Source organism: Bacillus cereus group sp. MYBKT14-1, assembly GCF_051915185.1.
GTDB classification, from domain to species: Bacteria; Bacillota; Bacilli; order Bacillales; family Bacillaceae_G; genus Bacillus_A; species Bacillus_A cereus.
Genome location: NZ_JBQAEF010000002.1, coordinates 512,884 through 532,628, shown reverse-complemented (window position 1 = coordinate 532,628; position 19,745 = coordinate 512,884). Strand labels below are relative to the sequence as shown.

The following is a 19,745-nucleotide window of genomic DNA, read 5'->3' as shown; positions in this document are numbered from 1 at the left end:
TTATCCGATTGTGATGCTGTAACGACATGTAAATGTTTCATTCGCTTGTAAAGATTGAATTCCCTTTTTGTCCTTGAAATCTTTTGCTGGATTTACTTCATCAGCGATTCCATACCAAGGTTCAATACATAAGAAAGGTGCGTTATCCCCTGGTGTCCATACGCCAACAAATGGGAATCCATCAAATTCCACTTTTACAAATTTATTATGTTTATGAGAACGAATCGAAATTTCATTCGTATTCATATGTTCAAAAATAAGTGCATCATTTTTGAATAAATCATATGTAAGTGGCAATTCAGTCGTATTTTCAGCGATTAATTGCTTTTTGTTTGAAAGATAAGGTCCTTCTAATACGCTTGTTTCTAAGCGTTCCGAACCATTAAACGATAAGTAATAATCTGTAAATGATTCACCGTCCAATAAAGGGAAGTTGAATCCAGGATGTGCTCCGATTGAGAAGAACATTTCTTTAGAAGTAGGATTGTTTACTTCATATGTTACATGAACACTTTGTCCATCTAGCTCATAAGAAACGAGTAATTCGAATTCGTATGGGTATTTTTTTAATGTTTCTTCATTACTAGTAACGATATAAGTGATCTTTGTTTCGCTTTGTTCTTTCACGGAGAAAGTAAGATCACGAGCGAAACCGTGTTGTGTTAATGAATATGGTTTACCGTCTACGTAGTATGTATTATCTACTAATCGACCGACAATTGGGAACAAAATTGGTGCACGGCGTCCCCAATAAGTAGAATCACCTTGCCATAAATATTCTATGTTGTCTTCTTTTAAGCGAACGCTCTGTAATTCTGCACCTTTGTCAGAAATGGAAACGATCACTTTTTTATTTTGAATTGTTGCTGTCATGAAGTGAACCTCCTAAATCTTTCATATGCTTTATTATACGTTGTCTAAAAGAAAAAAGGTAGTTCACGATAGGAATCTATTGACGAAAGAGGGGCTACCACGTAAAATATAATCTTGTTGCTTAAAAAACGAATAACGTGGTTCGAAACCATCCCACGTAAAAAAACTAAGGAGATTTTGTCATGAATATTAGAACATTAGTCGGTAATGGTATTTTAGCGGCATTATATATTGCTGTTTCTATGCTTATTCAGCCATTTGGCTTTACGAATGTACAGTTTCGTATTTCAGAGATGTTTAATCATCTCGTTGTATTTAACAAGAAAGCAATTTACGGAATTGTATTAGGTGTATTTTTAACGAATCTCTTTTTCTCACCTATGATCGCTTATGATTTAGTATTTGGAGTAGGTCAATCTATTCTTGCATTAGTTGCAACGATTATTTCTATGCGGTTTATTAAAGGTGTTTGGGCTCGTATGATTTTTAATACAGTTATCTTTACGATTACAATGTTTATGATTGCAATTGAACTTCATCTTGCATTGGGTTTACCATTTATGTTGTCTTGGTTAACTTGTGCAATTGGTGAATTTGTTGTCATGGCGATCGGTATGCCTGTAATGTACTGGATTAATAAGCGAGTACAATTTGAAAGATTTATGTAATAGATGAAAGAGCTATTCCTATAGGGATAGCTCTTTTTGTATGTAATCATATTGAATATAATACTGTGACTCTTGATAAAATATAATAAAATAAAGTGAGGCTTCAATTAGCCGGATAAATAAGAAGTCTTACATAAGGGGAATGTAGTATGAAATATAAAATTCATTGGTTGTATAAAACGAAGCGCGGATTGCAGACGGAATTAACGACAGGGTATATGAACATAGAAGAAGTACTTCAATTTGCAGAGGATTTTGAGAAAACAGGAAGAGTAAAAGAATTTTCATTTTATGATGAAATGGACGCAGAATGGTCATTAAAAGAGATGAAAAAGTTAAGTAAGCAAGTAGAGGAAGAGCCCCAAGAAATACTCGTTTATTTTGATGGTGGGTATGATGTGCAAACGAAAGAAGCTGGCATTGGTATATGTGTGTATTATAAAAAAGCAAATACAAACTACCGCATTCGCCGCAATGCATATATAGAAGGTATATATGATAATAATGAAGCGGAATATGCATCATTATTATACGGTATGAATATACTCGAGGAACTAGGGATTAAGTATGAAGCAGTTACACTTCGCGGAGACTCACAAGTGGTACTGCAGCAATTAGCCGGAGAATGGCCTTGTTATGATGAACATTTAAATCATTATTTAAATCAAATTGAACAAAAGGCGAAGCAAATGAAATTAAAACTTATATGTGAGCCGATATCTAGAAAACAAAATAAAGAAGCACATCAATTAGCTACGCAAGCATTGGAAGGAACAGTTATTGATAGTCATAAAGAAATAACTGAATAGAGAGGTGCAAAGGTGGATAAAAAGCAACTCATTACAGAGGTAAATGACTTATTAGAAACGTATTGTGAAGGCTGTTTTTTGCGAGAACATAATCGAAAGACAAATAGTAAATATTATGCCCATTCATTTTGTATAAGGCAATGTACAGTTGGAGAAACATTGAAAAAGTATGGGGACCAGTTGTCATGAAAAACATCCAGAGAAAATTCTCTGGATGTTTTTTAGTGTCTTGCTTCGTTTAGTTGATGCTCACATTTATTTAATTTCTTTTCCTCATTCATTAAAAATGGTTCATCTAAATCAGTTGCAACAGATTTCATAATTTCAAGCTGAGAGCGAGCTGCTTCTACAGCAGTAGTAGCATGCTCTAATGTATCTGGATCCATTGAAATTGTTGCTGATCCTACCATTTTTTGTGCTGTTTCTACACGGAATTTCACTTCTTCAAAATCATTTACTTCTGATCCCATTAATAATTCCTCCTTTGTATAGTGCGCATTTCACATAGTTTTTGCTCTGTAAAACGGAAATATACAAAGGAATAACAAAGGAGGTTACCAAGTAAGGTAACCTCCTGTTATATGTTGGATTAAAGTTTTACTACGTTAGCAGCTTGAGGTCCGCGGTTACCTTCAGTAATGTCGAAAGATACTTCTTGACCTTCTTCTAAAGCTTTGTAGCCGTCTCCTTGAATAGCAGAGAAATGTACGAATACATCGTCAGCGCCTTCCATTTCGATAAATCCAAAACCTTTTTCGTTGTTAAACCATTTTACTTTTCCTTGCATGTTACAATTCCTCCTAAAAGCGTTTACTATTTTCATTTAGTGAAATTCATTTTAAAAAAATAATATAAACTAAAAATGCTATATTCTTGAATATTCTGCTAAATGATTAATTTAAATATACACGAATTGGGAGAATTTAGTCAAGTAAGCGATTTTATTTTTTTGTATTTTTAAATAATTTTTCAGTCAAATTTTTAAGTAGGTATAGGACAGGCCGAGTATGTAATATTCTTAATTGAATGCTATACATAATGAGGTGAAAGAATGAATAAGTCTTACTTATTAGATAATGAAGGAATGAGAACGAGAACCGACATACCGGATTGGGTTGCAAAAGAATTTGAGATTTTTTCAAGTGTCGTGTTAGAACCAACTTTTCCATGCTATTTCGGTTTAACAGCTTTGAAAAAGAATGAACTTCGTTATTCATTTCTTTCTCATAATGATTGGAGTCATTTGCCGCATACAATGTTATCTTTTTTAGAGTTAATGAAAGAGAGACCGATTGTAAGAAGAGGCTTTTTCCTTTTTGTAGAACCGGAATGTGAAGAACAATCACTCGAATATTACCGTGATTCCTTTTGGAAAGTGTTACAGTATTTACATGAAAACGATAATCAAGCATGGCCAAAGCAAATTCCTGAAGATCCAGACCATTATTTATGGGAATTTTCATTTGGTGGTGAGCCAATATTCGCATTTGGAAATGCGCCAGCTTATAAAAAACGAAAAACTAGACATTTAGGGAATTCACTCGTTATTGGGTTTCAGCCACGCACTATTTTTGATGGATTAGAGGGAGATCGTCCTAAAGGAGCATATTCAAGACAAATGGTCCGTGAGCGAGTTGAAAAGTGGGATCAATTGCCGAAACATCCTAACATTAGTCATTATGGTGACCCAGAGCATCGCGAATGGAAACAATATTTCATAGGAGACGATGTAGAGCTAATAAAAGGGAAATGTCCTTTTCTTCATAAGATAGAAAAGTAAGAGCCATCACCTAGATGGCTCTTTTGTATATTTTGGATAAAAAAGGGTATTTTATTATGAAAGCTAGTCTATTTTTTTAATTACATCATTAACTAGTAGTAAAGAGAGTAGAAAGGATAGAGCGATGTTTGGAGCAATTATACAGCAAATCGTATTAGGTATATCATTGGCTGCGCCAGTAGGTCCAATTAATATTGAAATGTTAAAACGAGGAATTGAACGTGGGTTTTGGCACGCTTGGGTTGTTGGAATTGGCGGAATGACTGCAGATGTTTTATTTATGCTTCTCATTTATTTCGGTTTATCTTCTGTGTTTATGTATACATATGTACAAGCCTTCATGTATTGCACGGGTTTTTTCTTGTTATTTTATTTAGGATTTCAAAGTGTAAAACAAGGAATTTTCCACTCGAATATGGAATATAAAAAAGAAGAGGTAGGTGGCCTTAAGCAATCGTTTATGGCAGGATTTTTAATTGCGATATCCAATCCATTAAATCTTGTTTTTTGGTTTGGTATATACGGAAGTACACTTAGCTCATTACTTACGAAGGTAACGAAACAAGAAGCTTTTTTATACAGTCTTTGCATTATTGCTGGTATTATTTTATGGAATTTAAATATTGCTTTTTCTGTACATTTTGGAAGAACTTTATTAAAACCAAAAGCGCTTAGCTACATAACAGCCGGAGCAGGTATTATTTTAGTATGTTATTCTATACATTTTGCATACAAAGCTTTACAGTTGTTCACATAAGATTGAAGGGGAGATTTTTATGTATCGAACCACTATTGAAGGAAAAGAAATTATAATTACGTTAGCGCCAAAAATCCGAAAAGAAATTACTGATAGAAATCCACTATATGAAACGGTATTTCATAATGCAGCAAGATTGTTACAAACAAAGCAACCGACGTTTGCAGTAAATCATGAAATATTTGGGCTCATTATTGGAGAAGTGCAAAGAGGAGAAGTAACAGTGTTTGCAGTGGAACATATTATTCCGAAGCAAAATATATTTGGACCAAACAATTTTTTCTCGACAATAGAACAGCAGGCAAATTTGTAAAGTGAATAGAATAAGAATAGAAAAGAAATAGTCGTAACGATATGTTGCGGCTGTTTTTTTTGAAAAGGGGGAAACAAGATGAAGAAAGTGGGGAAAGAGTTCTTTTTACAACATGATATCGTTATTATGTATAGTATTTTATTTGTTTTTATCATTATTTTAAAAATGCAATTTTTCACATGGATCGGTTTGTTATCATGTTTGTTTGGGATTATTTTTTATACGCTAAACGAATATATGACACACCGGTTTTTATTTCACTTAAAACCACCTAAAAACATATTTTTATTAAAGATGTTAAGAAGATTACATTATGACCATCACGTATATCCAGATGATTTAAAACTTTTATTTTTGCCTGTATGGTTTAGTATACCGAGCTTTACTATATATTTACTTATATCATATGCTATAACAAAAAGTGTTACTATTACACTTTCATTCGGAATTGGAATGATTAGTATGCTTCTCGTTTATGAATGGAAACATTATATTGCACATAAGCCAATTCGTCCCGTCACTAAGTTTGGAAGATGGCTAAAAAAACAGCACATATTACACCATTATAAAAATGAAAAGTTTTGGTTTGGTGTTTCAAATCCAGTATTCGATTTCATATTTGGAACGCTTAAAGATGGAAAAGACGTTGAGTTAAGCGAAACGGCTCGTAATTTAGAAAAGGAGAAAAAGACAAAAGTAGTGCGTTAAGCACTGCTTTTGTTTTAATGAGGAAAAAATAAGTAAGGTGTCACTTTATTTTGAAAAATTATATTAAAAACTTAGGGGAAAATGCCGAAAAATGTCTATCAAAAAATCTTTGCAGAAATGTATGGATTGTCTAAAATGAAAATAAGTTTCTGAATATTTATAAAATTTAGTCTTTAGGTATACAAGGGGGAAGTGTATTTCAAGTAAGAGAGGGGACCGGTTAATGAAACGAGACGATACGTCAGCACGTAAGTTGCAAAATGAGGTGAATTATACAGAGGTCGTTCAGTCGGAAGAATTTCAATTGTTATTAAATACGAAAAAGAAGTTTATCATTCCAATGAGTATTTTCTTTTTTAGTTTTTTTATCGCATTACCTATTCTAACATCGTATTCAAAGGTGCTTAATACACCTGCATTTGGAGACGTTACATGGGCGTGGGTATTTGCTTTTTCCCAATTTATCATGACATGGGCACTATGTATGATTTATAGCAAAAAAGCAGAATCATTTGATGAAATCTCCCGAAAAATTCTACAAGATATGCAAAAAGGGAGGGGCTGAACTTGAATACTACTGCATTTGCACTATTTTTAATTATTGTTCTTGGTACGCTCGTCATAACCTATTTTGCATCGAAAAAAACGAAAAATGCGAGTGAATTTTATACGGCTGGAGGGGGATTAACTGGTTGGCAAAATGGTCTGGCCATTGCTGGAGATTACATGTCTGCTGCTTCATTTCTCGGTATAGCTGGAGCAATCGCATTAACTGGGTTTGATGGATTCTTTTATAGTATCGGTTTTTTAGTTGCTTATCTAGTTGTACTATATCTTGTTGCAGAACCGCTTAGAAATTTAGGAAAGTACACTTTGGCGGATATGATTGCAGCACGCTTTGATGCGAAAAAAGTTCGCGGAGTTGCAGCTCTTAATACGATGACGATTTCTATCTTTTATATGATTGCACAATTAGTTGGCGCGGGTGCACTTATTAAATTATTATTAGGGATTGAATATACGACATCTGTATTAATCGTTGGAACACTTATGACGGTGTATGTTATTTTTGGAGGTATGACAGCAACGAGCTGGGTACAAATCGTAAAGGCTGTATTACTTATGGCTGGTACGTTTATTATTTCTGTTATCGTTTTCGCAAAATTCAACTTCAGCGTGACTGAAATGTTCGCTCAAATGAAAACAGCTACACCTTTAAAAGATTCATTTTTAAATCCAGGTGTAAAGTATAAGGATGGTCTTGATACACTTTCTTTAAATTTAGGACTAGTACTTGGTACAGCTGGATTACCACATATACTTGTCCGCTTTTTTACAGTACGTGATGCAAAAACTGCACGTCAATCTGTCGTATATGCGACGTGGTTAATTGGTGCATTTTATATTATGACGATTTTCTTAGGATTTGGTGCGGCAGCGTTTGTAGGAAATGAAGCGATTATTAAAGCGAACCCAGCTGGTAATATGGCGGCACCTTTATTAGCCAAAGCGTTAGGTGGAGACTTCTTATTTGCTTTCGTATCAGCAATTGCTTTTGCAACGATTTTGGCTGTAGTGGCAGGTCTTGTATTAACAGCAGCATCAGCATTCGCTCATGATTTTTATAATGAAATCATTCGCAGAGGGAAATCAACGGAAAAAGAGCAAGTATCTATGGCTCGTTATGCATCTATTGGAGTAGCGATACTATCTATCATACTTGCATTATTTGCCCAAACATTAAACGTAGCATTTTTAGTATCATTAGCATTTGCAGTTGCAGCGAGTGCAAATCTACCAGTGATTTTATTTACAATATATTGGAAGCGTTTTAATACAACGGGTGCTATTTCTGGTATGATTGTGGGTCTCGTATCAGCTATTGTTCTCGTAGCGTTGAGTCCGAATGTTTGGAATCCTGTAGCTGGAAAAGCTATTTTTGTTGGGGAAGCGATATTTCCATATACGACACCAGGAATTATTTCAATTCCGCTCGGATTTCTTGCAGCATATTTAGGAACTGTTTTATCTAGTAAGAAAGAAGATGCAGCGAAATTTGATGAAATTCTCGTAAAATCTAATACTGGTCACGGTATTAGTGATATGTCTTCACATTAAATAAAAGAGGAGCTTTTCGATAGATAAGAAAAGCTCTTTTTTCTTTTGTCATTTTCTTGTAAATATTACTGATTTGTAAGTAGGATTTGTCTTAATTTTGTGGAATGAAAATAGCAGGGAGAAATTTAAGTCATCATGGCACCAGCGCAGCTTTTGTGAAAAATAAGTTGTTATGGAAGGTGGAAGTAATGATGAAAACGAAGCAAACTGATGAATTATTAGCAAAAGATGAGCAATATGTTTGGCACGGTATGCGTCCCTTTAGTCCAAATAGTACAATGGTAGGGGCAAAAGCTGAAGGGTGCTGGGTTGAAGATATACAAGGAAAAAGATATTTAGATGGTATGAGTGGCCTTTGGTGTGTCAATAGTGGATATGGAAGAAAGGAGCTCGCAGAAGCGGCTTATAAGCAATTACAAACATTATCATACTTTCCAATGTCACAATCCCATGAGCCAGCTATAAAGCTTGCTGAAAAGTTAAATGAGTGGCTTGGGGGAGAGTATGTTATTTTCTTCTCAAATAGTGGTTCAGAAGCGAACGAAACAGCTTTTAAAATAGCAAGGCAATACTATGCTCAAAAAGGTGAACCACATCGTTATAAATTTATGTCACGTTATCGTGGGTATCATGGGAATACAATGGCGACAATGGCAGCGACGGGACAAGCGCAGCGTAGATATCAATATGAACCGTTTGCTTCAGGTTTTTTACACGTAACACCACCGGATTGTTACCGTATGCCTGGGATTGAAGGGCAGCATATTTATGATGTAGAATGTGTGAAAGAAGTCGATCGTGTTATGACGTGGGAATTAAGTGAAACAATTGCCGCTTTTATTATGGAACCAATTATTACAGGCGGGGGCATATTAATGCCACCACAAGACTATATGAAAGCTGTTCATGAGACGTGTCAAAAACACGGTGCCTTGCTTATTAGTGATGAAGTAATTTGCGGTTTCGGTCGTACAGGAAAAGCATTTGGGTTTATGAATTATGATGTGAAGCCAGATATTATTACAATGGCAAAGGGCATTACGAGCGCATATTTACCATTATCTGCAACAGCTGTGAAAAAAGAAATATATGAGGCTTTTAAAGGTAAAGGAGAATATGAATTCTTCCGCCATATTAATACATTTGGTGGAAATCCAGCAGCTTGTGCATTAGCACTTAAAAACTTAGAGATTATGGAAAATGAAAATTTAATCGAGCGATCTGCGCAAATGGGTTCCCTTTTATTAGAGCAACTAAAAGATGAAATTGGGGAACATCCGCTTGTTGGGAATATTAGAGGAAAAGGTCTATTAGTTGGAATTGAATTAGTAAATGATAAAGAGACGAAAGAGCCAATTGATAACGACAAAATTGCAAGTGTTGTAAATGCTTGTAAAGAAAAGGGCTTAATTATAGGACGAAACGGTATGACAACAGCAGGATATAATAACGTTTTAACATTAGCGCCGCCTCTTGTTATTTCGAGTGAAGAAATCGCTTTTGTTGTTGGAACGTTGAAGACAGCGATGGAACGCATTTAATGGATGAAGCGAGCTGTAGATTACAGCTCGCTTTTGTTTAGTAGGAGGGGACTTTTAATGGATAAATATGATCCGAACAAACATTATCACATCGGATATTATGAAGACGGATATGATTTAGAAGTGACGGCGTACAAAAGAATAAATGAACCAGTTTGGGATGCTTATCTTCCGCACTATGAGGCAGACGATTTTTATAAGAAAGTGGAGGAAATGAAACTGGGTGAATATATAGATGATTATGGTATTAAGGTGTATTCATTTAGTAATGATATCAATGATGAAGAAGCACGAACTATTTTTGAAAAATGGTTAAAAAAGAACGAGATTGTTTAAAGATAAAACAAAAAGGAGATTGCTATCTTATAAAATAGCAATCTCCTTTTATTATAGTAAACTTATTTACTTGCTTTCATTGCTTTATCTTTTGCACCAAAAGTGTATTTTAACATTGGTGGTGTAATCATTGTAGTTAAAATAACGACAATAACAATTGCTGTAAAGTAATCTTGTGCCAATAGACCTGAAGAAAGTCCTGTTCCTGCGATGATAAGTGCAACTTCACCACGAGAAACCATTCCAGCACCGATAATTGCAGAAGACTTAGCGTCAAATCCAGTCATTCGTGCACCGAATCCACAGCCGATTAATTTCGTTAATACAGCGATAACAGTTAATGCTAAGATGAACCAAATTTGATTACCGATACCGTCAAATGTAATATTCATACCGATACTAACGAAGAATACTGGAACGAACATAGCGTAAGCAATTGGTTCTACTTTCTTTTCTACTTCATGTTTGTAGTTTGTTTGAGAAATTGCAATACCAGCAGCGAAAGCACCGATAATACCAGCAATTCCTAATAATTCGCCGAAATATGCGAATGAGAAACAGATGATAAGAGCCGCGCTCACGATAGACTCAGATACGCGTAGTGGTGATAACCAGCGCATAATCGCAGGAACACCTTTCCATCCGATTAAAATAATAGAAGCGAAGAATACAACTTTCTTCAAGATAACCATTGTTAAGTTAACATCATCTGTGCCTAAGAAGCTCATTGCAAATGCTAATAAAATAACAACAAGAATGTCATCAAATACAGCGGCTCCAAGCATCGTCGTACTTTCACGTGTTTTCATTTTACCTAAATCACGAAGTGTTTGTACGGAAATACTAACACTTGTCGCACATAGAAGTAATCCTAAGAATACAGCGTTTCCTTGTTCCATTCCCATCACAAGACCGGAAACGTAACCACCTACGAATGGAAGAATGATACCTCCGAGTGCAACTGCTAAAGAAGAATTACGATTTGCGTTTAATTCTTCTAAGTCTGTTTCAAGTCCAGCCATAAACATTAAAAGAATAACCCCGACATTACTTAATTGAGTTAGAAGCTCTGAATTTTCAATCCAACCTAATACAGCTGGACCGATAACGATACCGACAATTAATTTACCTAGTACAGAAGGTTGACCTAATCTAACACTAAGATCACCAGCAAGCTTTGTACTTAATAAAATAAGTGCAATTTGAAAGAAAAATTCGAATTCCATCTGATCCTCTCCTCGTCATTTTTAATTTTATCATACGATTTCTCGGAATTTGCCTAATGAAAATATGTAAAACCCATTAAACAAAAGGGTCTGATTACAAGTTCTTTTGAACTCGTAATTTGAACCTGTAATTAATATATAATAGATTTTATAAAAAATCAATGAAAAAATGGGAGCTTTTTGAGGAAGAAGCTGTCTTATTGGGATATAGGTGTAAGAGTAGTGTGTGAATTTTATATGTATAAAATAGTATGAAGTCCTTTTCTATTACAAATAATAAAGTCTACATACTATTTTACGAACTATAACTGTGAAAGGGAGGATTTATAATTTGAAGGCATTAAAAAATAACTTGTCTATTGTTGCTTTAGGTGGAGTAAATGAAATAGGAAAAAATATGTATGCTATCCAATATGAAAATGATATTGTCGTCATTGATTGTGGATCTAAATTTCCAGATGAAAGTTTATTAGGGATTGATTTAATAATTCCAGACGTCACATATTTGCAAGAAAATAAAGAAAAAATTCGCGGTTTAATAGTAACACACGGGCATGAGGACCATATTGGTGGAATACCATATTTTTTAAAACAACTAAATGTACCAATCTATGCAACAAAGTTAACGTTAGGTTTAATTGAAATTAAATTAAAGGAACACAATCTTCAAAATGATACGGAATTAATCGTTATTCATTCAGAATCAGAAATTGATTGTGGTTCTATTAAGGCAACTTTTTTTAAAACGAACCACAGTATTCCGGATTGTCTCGGTATTGTTTTTCATACACCAGAAGGTACTGTAGTACATACAGGTGATTTTAAATTTGATTTAACACCAGTAAATAATCAACATCCTGACATTCATAAAATGGCTAAAATAGGAAGTGAAGGTGTACTAGCTTTATTATCTGAAAGCACAAATGCAGAACGCCCAGGTTTTACTCCATCAGAAAGGTCAGTAGGAGAACGGATAGAGGAAATATTTATGAAAGCAAATAGAAAAGTAATTATTTCTACGTTTGCTTCTAATGTGAATCGTGTTCAGCAAATAGTTGAAGCATGTATAAAAACAAATCGAAAACTAGCTTTGCTAGGGAGAAGTATGGTAAATGTAGTAGAGGTTGCTCTAGAGAAAGGTTATTTATATATTCCAGAAGGTATGTTGATTGAAGCAAATGAGGTAAATCGTTTAGATCCAAAGCAGGTTGCAATACTTTGTACAGGAAGTCAAGGAGAACCAATGGCAGCTTTAGCGCGTTTAGCTAGTGGAAACTATAGACAAGTGGATATTTTACCAGAAGATACGGTTATTATAGCCGCGACCCCTATCCCAGGAAATGAACGTAACGTTTCTCGAATTATCGATAATTTATTTGCATTAGGAGCAAAGGTGATTTACGGATCAGGTAGTTCTACTGGAGTGCATGTATCAGGTCATGCATATCAAGAAGAGTTGAAGTTAATGCTTACATTAATGAAGCCAAAATATTTTATTCCAATTCATGGAGAGTTTAGAATGCTACATCACCATAGTTTGTTAGCAGAATCAATTGGTATTGAAAAGGAAAATATCTTTATTGTACGTAATGGAGATGTTGTAGATATAAGTAATGAAGTGGCAATTCAATCTAGAAGAATACAGGCAGGAAATATATATGTAGATGGATTAGGAATTGGAGATGTTGGAAATGCATTATTACGTGATCGTAAACAACTTTCAGAAGATGGAATGCTCGTTATAGTTATTACTTTTAATAAAGTGGATGGAGAAATAATTTCAGGTCCAGATATTATTTCTCGTGGATTTGTCTATGTCCGTGATTCAGAAGAATTTCTAAGAGAATTAAATAAATTAGCTGTTATTACGATTAATAATTTAAAGAAAGAGAATGTGAATAGCTGGGGTATTTTGAAAAGGGAGGTAAGAGAAGCATTAGGGAAGTATATATATACAAATACAAAACGAAAACCGATGATTCTTCCTATAATAATAGAGGTTTAATAGTAAAAAAGAATTCTCGTATGGGAATTCTTTTTTGTTTTGAAGAGAAAATGAACATATAATGAAATAAATAGAAATGGAAGGAAATAAAAGATGTTATTAAATAAACGTTTTACAATTGGAGAAATGGCGAAAATGCATAATATCGCAGAATCTACATTAAGGTATTATGATGAAAAAGGAATTTTTCATCCGTCCATTGTGGATCCTCAAACGAATTATCGTTATTATACAATCGATCAATTTTCACTGTTAGATACGATTAAATTTTTACGCCAGTTAAATATTCCGTTAAAGGAAATTAAGAAATATATTGATGAAAGAAATCCAGCATACGCACTCAATTTACTGGAAAAACAACAAGAGATGATGCTGAAGAAACAAAGAGAAATTGAGTATGCTTTGGCGAAAATGGAGCATAGAATTCATTTAATTAAGAAAGCAACAAAAGCAAAAGCTGAACAAATGGTAATTAAAGAGATTCCGCAGCGAAAAATTACAGCAATTGCGGTTGCTCCAAATACGACGGATGATATGTTTGAGTACTACATCCATTCGTTACAAAAAAATATGAGGCAAATGGATGATAGTTTATTTTCTGGAGATATTGGTGTAACTGTTGCGAAAAAAGGATTAATGCAAAATGAGTTTCAAGCATATAGCAGTGTATTTATTCTTTTGGATTATATGCCGTATGAAGTGCATACTTCAGATGAAATTAAAGAAGGTTTATATGCTTGCTCTTATCATCATGGACCGTATGAAGAAACAGATGCAACGTACAAGGAGTTACTTACATACATTGATAAAGCAGGTTACGAAGTACATGGAGATTCGATTGAGATTGGATTGATTGATTGGTCTGTAACAGAAAATCCAGAGGAGCAAGTAACAGAAATTCAAATTCCTGTAGTGAAAAAATAAGATGAAAACCTTTGAATTGATTACAAATTTACATTCATTAGTATAAGTCAGTTACCTGTTTTTTAATTCTCTCTTGACCTTCAAGTTACTTGAAGGTTTAAACTAAGAAAAGAGAGTTGAAAAAAAGGAGCATATTAGAGTATGGAAGCAACAGAAAAATTAAGAGAAAAACCGATAAAAAGCTTATTTATTTCTTATTTAATACCAGCCGTTCTTGGAATGGTATTAATGTCAGTGAATATTGTAATTGATGCGGTCATGATTAGTAGAGGAGTTGGGGCGAACGGTTTAGCAGGAGTGAACGTGGCTATTCCAGCATTTTCGATTTTCTTCTCTATTTCATTATGGATCGGAATGGGCGGGGCAACGTTATACTCCATTGCATTAGGTGAAAATAAACGAGAGAGAGCAAGGTCTATTTTTACTCAATCCATGACGGTAGCAGTTGTTATCGTAGGTGTTTTAGCAGCTATTTGCTTATGGAGAATAGAAGATTTAGCATACTTATTTGGTGCAAATGAAGTAATTCTACCATATGCGTTAGACTATTTACACGTATTATTAACATTTGGAATGATATACGTTTTAGAAAATATTTTAAGTACGTTCATACGAAATGATGGAAATCCTAATTTAGCAATGGCTGGTCTTGTTGTAACAGCTGTATTAAATATAGTGTTTGACTATATCTTTATTTTTATCTTTGGATGGGGCGTAACAGGTGCTGCTTCAGCGACTATTCTTTCGGCAGCGATTGGTTTCCTTGTATTATTAACTCATTTCTTTAGAAAAAGTAGTATTTTAAAGTGGACGAAATTCCATTTTGAATGGGATACTGTCAAACAAATTATGGTGATTGGTTTCCCAAGTTTTACAGCAGAAAGTACGGTTGCAATCGTAACGATTGGTTTTAATATCGCATTCGTTCAATATGTAGGAGAAGTAGGAGTAGCTTCCTATGCGATGGTGAATAGTATTCATGCAATGACATTACTATTATTCTTTGGTGTTGGAGGAGCATTACAGCCAATTGCTAGTTTCCATTATGGGGCAAATTTATCAGAGAGACTTCGTGAAGGATTGAAGTTTGCTGTGAAAATTGCAGTTGTCCTCGGAGGCATTGCGATAATTGTCGGATTATTCTTCGGGAAATATATCATTGGTTTATTTGATGTCCAATCTCCAGAATTATTGGAGTTAACCTTAACAGGTATTAGCTTATTCTTTATCCAATACGTATTTTTAGGTTATAACATTGTGTATGGAGAGTACTTCCAATCAGTGCGACAAACGAAGAAATCAGTACTTATTATAATGAGCAGAGGATTACTATTTATTATTCCATTGTTATGGATTATGCCGAAATTATTTGGGATAAACGGAATTTGGCTCGTTATGCCAGTTGCAGAAGTAATGACAGCGATTATCGTATTTACGATGAATCGTATGAAACATCCTGTTCCATTAAATATGGCAGGAGAGAAAGAAGCGATATGATGAAGAAAATCCCCTTAAGCAATTAAGGGGATTTTTTTATTCCTTTAAACTAATCGCAAAAGATCCATCCGTTTCTTGAACAGAAGCAAAGGCAACGTTTTTAATATTTGTAATTCCTTTTTCCTTTAATTCTTTATATAACCATTTTTCATCTTTATGTATTAACTTTAAGTTATCATATTGAATTTGTGAATCGACGATAAGTGCAATTGGTAATCCAGCATACTTAACTTCTATGTTTAAATCTTTTGGAGTTAATGGTACAAGTTCTCTTTTTGGTAAAATACTAATAGCGCCGTTCGCTTCTAAAATAGCGTATTCAATTTCATGAACACTTGGATATCCTGCAACGCGAAGGTTAGAAAGTAATTCAGCAATTGGATATCTACTTTTTTGTAAATTCTCAAAAATAATGTCACCATGTTTAATTAAAATAATAGGGTGCCCGAGAATAAAACGATTTAGTTTGTTGAATAGGCTTAATTTTGTAAGGATTAAATGTAAACATGTAATTACAAGCATACCGAGAAAAGCTTGCAAAGCACCAGAGACTGGTATGGCCTGAAAAGCTAAATAAGATAAAAAGATAATAGCACCAAAATCATGAGGAGTTAGTTGTGCTAAAGCTGATTTACCGAGCATCTTAAGTGATAGTAAAAATAAAATAAAAAAGAACGATACGTTACATAAAAAGAGAAGCAATAGAGACACTCCTTCGTGCAAAGTTGTACTTACTGTTCCCGAAAGAAATATAAATATTACTTTCTAGAGGATAAATTAGGTTGAATTGGAATTTGTCTGTATACAAACAAATAAATGGATATTATCATGAAAGAAGCAAAGAACATAGGAGTATATGGATATGAAAAAGAAAAAAATAATTAAGTATATGATAGGAATTATAATGGTTTGCGCCGTTTATGTGGGATTTTTACAATATAACATTTATAAGCATGGGCAAATGAATGCGACCTATGAAGCTGATTATATAATTGTATTGGGCTCGAAAGTAAACGGAACGAAACCATCGTACTCATTGCAATATCGTATTGATAAAGCAGCTGAGTATTTGAAATCACATGAGAAAGCAATCGCTATTGTATCTGGAGGGAAAGGAAAAGGGGAAGATATTTCAGAAGCATTAGCAATGAAAAATGAATTAATGAAATTAAAAATTGCAGAAGACCGCATTATAATGGAAGATAAGTCAACGAGTACTGATGAAAATATTAAATTCTCAAAACCTTTAATTCCGGACAATATGAAAAAAGGAATGATCGTAACAAACGATTTCCACATGTTTAGAGCGAAAAAAATAGCAGCTAAGCAAGGGTTACAATTAGAAGGTCTTCCGGCCGAAACACCAAAGCGAATTGTCATTCCATCGAATATACGTGAGTATTTAGCCATTACGCAATATTGGTTTATGAATCGAATATAGAGAAAAAAATCCCGTCTGAAAGTCCAGGTGGGATTTTTTGAGGGAAATCTTACAAACATGTCATCTTAATGAAAGGTAAAGCGATAGTTTCTAGAATGGATTCCTGACATAATGAAGATAACAAAAACTATTTAGAGGTGAGTCGGATGAAAGGAAATAATATACTATCTTCACTATGTTACTTTAGTATCTTTTTTGCACCATTTTTACTACCAATTATCGTGTACTTCGTTGCGGAAGATGAAGTGAAATACCACGCGAAAAAAGCATTTTGGTCACATATTTTCCCGTACGCAATTTTATTCGGAGGATTAGCGATATCAGGAATATTCGGTTTAGGATTCAATCAATCTGACGGTGCTGGAATTGGAATGATGATCACATATGCAGTGTTCATTCTTGTAGGAATTTACTACTTCATTTGGAATATCGTAAAAGGTATTAAAGTTTTGAAAACGGCGTAATAAGATAAGTATAATTTCATTTACCGTATCGATAAACGTTTTAAAAAAGAGCAGTTCAAAAAGAATTGCTCTTTTTGTGCTTATAAGTTGTGAAAATTGAAAAAGATATGTTAATTTTTCATTATGAAGAGAAAAAAGGAGTGATTTTCATGAATGAGATCATACATAAGATGGAGCAACATGTTTCAGTTCGTAAATATAAAGAAGAATCAATTCCGAAAGATGTAGTAGAAAAGATGGTGCACGCTGCGCAACATGCAGCTTCATCACATTTTGTACAGGCGTATTCTGTTATATATGTAACAGATCAGGAATTAAAGGCTAAACTAGCAGAGCTATCCGGAAATCGTCATGTGAAGGACTGTGCAGCATTTTTTGTTTGTTGTGCAGATTTAAAACGACTTGAAATTGCATGTGAAAAACATAGTACAGAGATAAAGCATGAGGGAGTAGAAGACTTTATCGTTGCGACGGTAGATGCTTCGCTTTTTGCGCAAAACTTAGCACTAGCAGCAGAATCGTTAGGATACGGTATTTGTTATATTGGTGGTATTCGTAATAATCCGAGAGAAGTGAGTGAACTGCTTCATTTACCTGATAAAGTATATCCTGTATTCGGAATGACAGTCGGCGTACCAGATGAAGATCATGGAGTGAAACCACGTTTACCAGTAGCAGCAATCCTTCATGAAAATGGATATGATGAAAAGAAATATGATGAATTATTAAATGAATATGATGAAACGATGAGCGCGTATTATAAAGAAAGATCATCAAACAAGAAAAACGTAACATGGACGGAATCAATGAGTTCGTTTATGTCTAAAGAAAAAAGAATGCATATGAAAGAGTTCTTAAGTGAAAAAGGATTAAATAAGAAGTGAGTAAAGAGGCAAACCTGTGATGCGGGTTTGCCTTTTTGGGAAGGAGAAATACCTAAGGCCAGAAAGTTGTTTATTCTTTCTGAACTTAGGTATTTTGTTTGTTATCATATACATAGAAATAAAAATTAATAATTTTTTACAAAAGTGATAGAAAATGAGAATGAAATGCCAATAGTAAGTAAAAGCAGCTGCTAAAGGGGAACTGAGGAAGGAAGAGGCTTATGATTTTCAATTCTGAAGAGGATTTAATTATAGCTATGAAAAAACATGATCAAGATGCTTTGAAAGAAGTGATTGATCAATATGGAAAATTAATTTTGTACATTATTCATAAATCATTAAGTACCCCTATTGAAAAACAATATGTGGATGATTGTTATAACGATGTATTTACTGTCATTTGGTTTAATATCGACCAATTTGATACAGAAAAGGGAAACTTAAAATCTTGGATGATTGGTATTACTAAATTGAAGGCATTGGAATATAAAAAGAAAGTATATAAAGAGAATACAATCGATAAAGACGTAGAAATAGATACAGGTGTACATGATAGGTATGAAATAGAACAAGAAGAAGAGATTATGGAAATAGTTCAAGATTTAAATAAGAAAGATCGATATATTTTTTTAAAGAGGTATATTGATGGATATTCCATTGACGATATTGCGAAAGAATTAAAAGTAACGGCGGATTATATATACAATCGAATTTCTCGTGGGAAGAGGAAACTTCAAAAACTGTGGAAAGGGAGTGTGTAATATGGATAAAAGATTATTATCGATGTTAAATGAGCTCCAATATTCAGAGGAAGAAATTACACGTTTAGAGAAAGAAGCAAATGAGTCCATCAATATAGATAAGTATTATGTGAAAAACGGGGAGTTATTGAAGAAATTAACGATGCAAATGTTGGAAGAATTAGTTCGTAAAGAGTTACAAGAAGGAGAAAAAATCGAATGTGAAATATTAGTAGAAGAGGGAAGTCTTGTAAATTCTAAAGTTATACCGAATATATTCACGACAGGTGCTACTTTTTATTATTACATTGTTTTAACGAATACAAGATTACGAATTAAATCGTTAGATTGTTATTTCAAAAAAATAAATGAGTACAATGTGCTAATTAGCTCAATTCAAGCAGTTTCGAGACATAAAAAAATGAAGAATGTATATGGAATTACTATAGATAATAACTATATACAATTAGGAAGTACCGAGCATGAACAAGAATTAAAAAACGTAATTGAGAAGCTAAAACAACGTGGAGTGAAAGAAGAGAGATATAAAGATATTGAAAAAAGTTGGCTGATTTTTTTCAATATGTTTGTAATAGCGATAGGTGGGCTTCTAGTTTTAAAATATTTAATTTGAAAATAAAAAGCGGCATAATAGCCGCTT

At 33.8% G+C, this 19,745-nt stretch carries 24 protein-coding genes and 1 riboswitch; of the genes, 19 read left to right on the top strand and 5 right to left on the bottom strand.

Annotated features, from left to right (window positions below; genetic code table 11):
- Window positions 1-873 (bottom strand): aldose 1-epimerase family protein, encoded by an 873-nt coding sequence (locus tag ACTFO4_RS09300; protein ID WP_000127435.1) that lies wholly within the window; start codon window positions 871-873, stop codon window positions 1-3.
- 131 nt (window positions 874-1,004) lie between these two features.
- Window positions 1,005-1,049, top strand: a riboswitch (PreQ1 riboswitch).
- A 6-nt stretch (window positions 1,050-1,055) separates the two neighbouring features.
- Between ACTFO4_RS09300 and ACTFO4_RS09295 the strand changes: the two genes are divergently transcribed.
- From ACTFO4_RS09295 to ACTFO4_RS09285, 3 genes are all read left to right on the top strand, one after another.
- Window positions 1,056-1,541, top strand: coding sequence for a QueT transporter family protein (locus ACTFO4_RS09295; RefSeq protein WP_001026474.1), 486 nt, complete (start codon window positions 1,056-1,058; stop codon window positions 1,539-1,541).
- Window positions 1,542-1,690: 149 nt separating this feature from the next.
- Window positions 1,691-2,350, top strand: a complete 660-nt coding sequence (locus tag ACTFO4_RS09290) for a ribonuclease H family protein (protein ID WP_440013400.1) — start codon at window positions 1,691-1,693, stop codon at window positions 2,348-2,350.
- Between the two features lie 12 nt (window positions 2,351-2,362).
- Window positions 2,363-2,539, top strand: coding sequence for a zinc-finger domain-containing protein (locus tag ACTFO4_RS09285; RefSeq protein WP_002023738.1), 177 nt, complete (start codon window positions 2,363-2,365; stop codon window positions 2,537-2,539).
- Window positions 2,540-2,571: 32 nt separating this feature from the next.
- Here ACTFO4_RS09285 and ACTFO4_RS09280 read toward each other — a convergent pair whose 3' ends face one another.
- Together ACTFO4_RS09280 and cspB are read right to left on the bottom strand one after the other, a co-directional pair.
- Window positions 2,572-2,820 carry a DUF2564 family protein gene (locus ACTFO4_RS09280; protein ID WP_000534392.1) on the bottom strand — a complete coding sequence of 83 codons (249 nt, stop codon included), beginning with the start codon at window positions 2,818-2,820 and terminating at the stop codon, window positions 2,572-2,574.
- Window positions 2,821-2,939: 119 nt separating this feature from the next.
- A complete protein-coding gene (gene cspB, locus ACTFO4_RS09275; protein WP_001161731.1) occupies window positions 2,940-3,137 on the bottom strand; it encodes a cold shock-like protein CspB in 198 nt (65 codons plus the stop codon).
- A gap of 264 nt (window positions 3,138-3,401) precedes the next feature.
- On the opposite strand from cspB, the gene ACTFO4_RS09270 reads away from it, so the two are divergent.
- From ACTFO4_RS09270 to ACTFO4_RS09235, 8 genes are all read left to right on the top strand, one after another.
- Entirely contained in the window at window positions 3,402-4,130 is a 729-nt protein-coding gene (locus tag ACTFO4_RS09270) for a YqcI/YcgG family protein (protein ID WP_001043771.1), read from the top strand.
- 124 nt (window positions 4,131-4,254) lie between these two features.
- Complete coding sequence (locus ACTFO4_RS09265) at window positions 4,255-4,887, top strand: LysE family transporter (protein ID WP_017672988.1); 633 nt, start codon at window positions 4,255-4,257, stop codon at window positions 4,885-4,887.
- 19 nt (window positions 4,888-4,906) lie between these two features.
- Window positions 4,907-5,200 carry a hypothetical protein gene (locus ACTFO4_RS09260; RefSeq protein WP_000286383.1) on the top strand — a complete coding sequence of 98 codons (294 nt, stop codon included), beginning with the start codon at window positions 4,907-4,909 and terminating at the stop codon, window positions 5,198-5,200.
- Window positions 5,201-5,278: 78 nt separating this feature from the next.
- Complete coding sequence (locus ACTFO4_RS09255) at window positions 5,279-5,908, top strand: sterol desaturase family protein (protein ID WP_017672987.1); 630 nt, start codon at window positions 5,279-5,281, stop codon at window positions 5,906-5,908.
- 223 nt (window positions 5,909-6,131) lie between these two features.
- The gene (locus ACTFO4_RS09250; protein ID WP_000817366.1) at window positions 6,132-6,473 is read left to right on the top strand and encodes a DUF485 domain-containing protein; all 342 of its coding nucleotides are present in this window, start codon (window positions 6,132-6,134) and stop codon (window positions 6,471-6,473) included.
- Window positions 6,474-6,475: 2 nt separating this feature from the next.
- The gene (locus ACTFO4_RS09245) at window positions 6,476-8,026 is read left to right on the top strand and encodes a solute symporter family protein (RefSeq protein ID WP_440013404.1); all 1,551 of its coding nucleotides are present in this window, start codon (window positions 6,476-6,478) and stop codon (window positions 8,024-8,026) included.
- Between the two features lie 191 nt (window positions 8,027-8,217).
- Window positions 8,218-9,567, top strand: coding sequence for an aspartate aminotransferase family protein (locus tag ACTFO4_RS09240; RefSeq protein ID WP_000850965.1), 1,350 nt, complete (start codon window positions 8,218-8,220; stop codon window positions 9,565-9,567).
- Window positions 9,568-9,624: 57 nt separating this feature from the next.
- Window positions 9,625-9,903 (top strand): DUF3986 family protein, encoded by a 279-nt coding sequence (locus ACTFO4_RS09235; protein ID WP_000362149.1) that lies wholly within the window; start codon window positions 9,625-9,627, stop codon window positions 9,901-9,903.
- A gap of 62 nt (window positions 9,904-9,965) precedes the next feature.
- On the opposite strand, the gene ACTFO4_RS09230 is transcribed toward ACTFO4_RS09235, so the two are convergent.
- Window positions 9,966-11,129, bottom strand: coding sequence for a cation:proton antiporter (locus tag ACTFO4_RS09230; protein WP_000393901.1), 1,164 nt, complete (start codon window positions 11,127-11,129; stop codon window positions 9,966-9,968).
- 331 nt (window positions 11,130-11,460) lie between these two features.
- Between ACTFO4_RS09230 and ACTFO4_RS09225 the strand changes: the two genes are divergently transcribed.
- The 3 genes from ACTFO4_RS09225 (at window position 11,461) to ACTFO4_RS09215 (ending at window position 15,555) form a co-directional block, all read left to right on the top strand.
- Window positions 11,461-13,134 (top strand): ribonuclease J, encoded by a 1,674-nt coding sequence (locus tag ACTFO4_RS09225; protein ID WP_000645620.1) that lies wholly within the window; start codon window positions 11,461-11,463, stop codon window positions 13,132-13,134.
- Window positions 13,135-13,227: 93 nt separating this feature from the next.
- Complete coding sequence (locus ACTFO4_RS09220; protein ID WP_000925934.1) at window positions 13,228-14,058, top strand: MerR family transcriptional regulator; 831 nt, start codon at window positions 13,228-13,230, stop codon at window positions 14,056-14,058.
- 141 nt (window positions 14,059-14,199) lie between these two features.
- Entirely contained in the window at window positions 14,200-15,555 is a 1,356-nt protein-coding gene (locus tag ACTFO4_RS09215) for an MATE family efflux transporter (protein ID WP_017672984.1), read from the top strand.
- 36 nt (window positions 15,556-15,591) lie between these two features.
- Here the strand turns inward: ACTFO4_RS09215 and ACTFO4_RS09210 are convergent, their stop codons facing one another.
- Window positions 15,592-16,257, bottom strand: a complete 666-nt coding sequence (locus tag ACTFO4_RS09210) for a DUF421 domain-containing protein (protein ID WP_000923927.1) — start codon at window positions 16,255-16,257, stop codon at window positions 15,592-15,594.
- Window positions 16,258-16,417: 160 nt separating this feature from the next.
- Between ACTFO4_RS09210 and ACTFO4_RS09205 the strand changes: the two genes are divergently transcribed.
- The 5 genes from ACTFO4_RS09205 to ACTFO4_RS09185 all read left to right on the top strand — a co-directional run bounded on the left by ACTFO4_RS09205 (window position 16,418) and on the right by ACTFO4_RS09185 (window position 19,718).
- A complete protein-coding gene (locus tag ACTFO4_RS09205; protein ID WP_000727396.1) occupies window positions 16,418-16,996 on the top strand; it encodes a YdcF family protein in 579 nt (192 codons plus the stop codon).
- Window positions 16,997-17,142: 146 nt separating this feature from the next.
- On the top strand, window positions 17,143-17,460 hold the full coding sequence (locus ACTFO4_RS09200) for a DUF4870 domain-containing protein (RefSeq protein ID WP_000678038.1): 318 nt from the start codon (window positions 17,143-17,145) through the stop codon (window positions 17,458-17,460).
- 149 nt (window positions 17,461-17,609) lie between these two features.
- Window positions 17,610-18,344 (top strand): oxygen-insensitive NADPH nitroreductase, encoded by a 735-nt coding sequence (nfsA, locus tag ACTFO4_RS09195; RefSeq protein WP_061456995.1) that lies wholly within the window; start codon window positions 17,610-17,612, stop codon window positions 18,342-18,344.
- 221 nt (window positions 18,345-18,565) lie between these two features.
- Window positions 18,566-19,105 (top strand): sigma-70 family RNA polymerase sigma factor, encoded by a 540-nt coding sequence (locus tag ACTFO4_RS09190; RefSeq protein ID WP_017672982.1) that lies wholly within the window; start codon window positions 18,566-18,568, stop codon window positions 19,103-19,105.
- Window position 19,106: 1 nt separating this feature from the next.
- Entirely contained in the window at window positions 19,107-19,718 is a 612-nt protein-coding gene (locus ACTFO4_RS09185) for a flagellar motor switch protein FliG (protein ID WP_103622780.1), read from the top strand.
- Window positions 19,719-19,745: the final 27 nt, after the last annotated feature.

What these genes read in the sequence shown, in the direction of transcription:
- ACTFO4_RS09185 (WP_103622780.1), top strand. Translation starts at nt 19,107, where the DNA reads ATGGATAAAAGATTATTATCGATGTTAAATGAGCTCCAATATTCAGAG.
- ACTFO4_RS09295 (WP_001026474.1), top strand. Translation starts at nt 1,056, where the DNA reads ATGAATATTAGAACATTAGTCGGTAATGGTATTTTAGCGGCATTATAT.
- ACTFO4_RS09230 (WP_000393901.1), bottom strand. Translation starts at nt 11,129, where the DNA reads ATGGAATTCGAATTTTTCTTTCAAATTGCACTTATTTTATTAAGTACA.
- ACTFO4_RS09250 (WP_000817366.1), top strand. Translation starts at nt 6,132, where the DNA reads ATGAAACGAGACGATACGTCAGCACGTAAGTTGCAAAATGAGGTGAAT.
- ACTFO4_RS09190 (WP_017672982.1), top strand. Translation starts at nt 18,566, where the DNA reads ATGATTTTCAATTCTGAAGAGGATTTAATTATAGCTATGAAAAAACAT.
- ACTFO4_RS09265 (WP_017672988.1), top strand. Translation starts at nt 4,255, where the DNA reads ATGTTTGGAGCAATTATACAGCAAATCGTATTAGGTATATCATTGGCT.
- ACTFO4_RS09215 (WP_017672984.1), top strand. Translation starts at nt 14,200, where the DNA reads ATGGAAGCAACAGAAAAATTAAGAGAAAAACCGATAAAAAGCTTATTT.
- ACTFO4_RS09235 (WP_000362149.1), top strand. Translation starts at nt 9,625, where the DNA reads ATGGATAAATATGATCCGAACAAACATTATCACATCGGATATTATGAA.
- ACTFO4_RS09240 (WP_000850965.1), top strand. Translation starts at nt 8,218, where the DNA reads ATGAAAACGAAGCAAACTGATGAATTATTAGCAAAAGATGAGCAATAT.
- ACTFO4_RS09300 (WP_000127435.1), bottom strand. Translation starts at nt 873, where the DNA reads ATGACAGCAACAATTCAAAATAAAAAAGTGATCGTTTCCATTTCTGAC.
- ACTFO4_RS09260 (WP_000286383.1), top strand. Translation starts at nt 4,907, where the DNA reads ATGTATCGAACCACTATTGAAGGAAAAGAAATTATAATTACGTTAGCG.
- ACTFO4_RS09205 (WP_000727396.1), top strand. Translation starts at nt 16,418, where the DNA reads ATGAAAAAGAAAAAAATAATTAAGTATATGATAGGAATTATAATGGTT.
- ACTFO4_RS09255 (WP_017672987.1), top strand. Translation starts at nt 5,279, where the DNA reads ATGAAGAAAGTGGGGAAAGAGTTCTTTTTACAACATGATATCGTTATT.
- ACTFO4_RS09280 (WP_000534392.1), bottom strand. Translation starts at nt 2,820, where the DNA reads ATGGGATCAGAAGTAAATGATTTTGAAGAAGTGAAATTCCGTGTAGAA.
- ACTFO4_RS09270 (WP_001043771.1), top strand. Translation starts at nt 3,402, where the DNA reads ATGAATAAGTCTTACTTATTAGATAATGAAGGAATGAGAACGAGAACC.
- ACTFO4_RS09200 (WP_000678038.1), top strand. Translation starts at nt 17,143, where the DNA reads ATGAAAGGAAATAATATACTATCTTCACTATGTTACTTTAGTATCTTT.
- nfsA (WP_061456995.1), top strand. Translation starts at nt 17,610, where the DNA reads ATGAATGAGATCATACATAAGATGGAGCAACATGTTTCAGTTCGTAAA.
- cspB (WP_001161731.1), bottom strand. Translation starts at nt 3,137, where the DNA reads ATGCAAGGAAAAGTAAAATGGTTTAACAACGAAAAAGGTTTTGGATTT.
- ACTFO4_RS09220 (WP_000925934.1), top strand. Translation starts at nt 13,228, where the DNA reads ATGTTATTAAATAAACGTTTTACAATTGGAGAAATGGCGAAAATGCAT.
- ACTFO4_RS09290 (WP_440013400.1), top strand. Translation starts at nt 1,691, where the DNA reads ATGAAATATAAAATTCATTGGTTGTATAAAACGAAGCGCGGATTGCAG.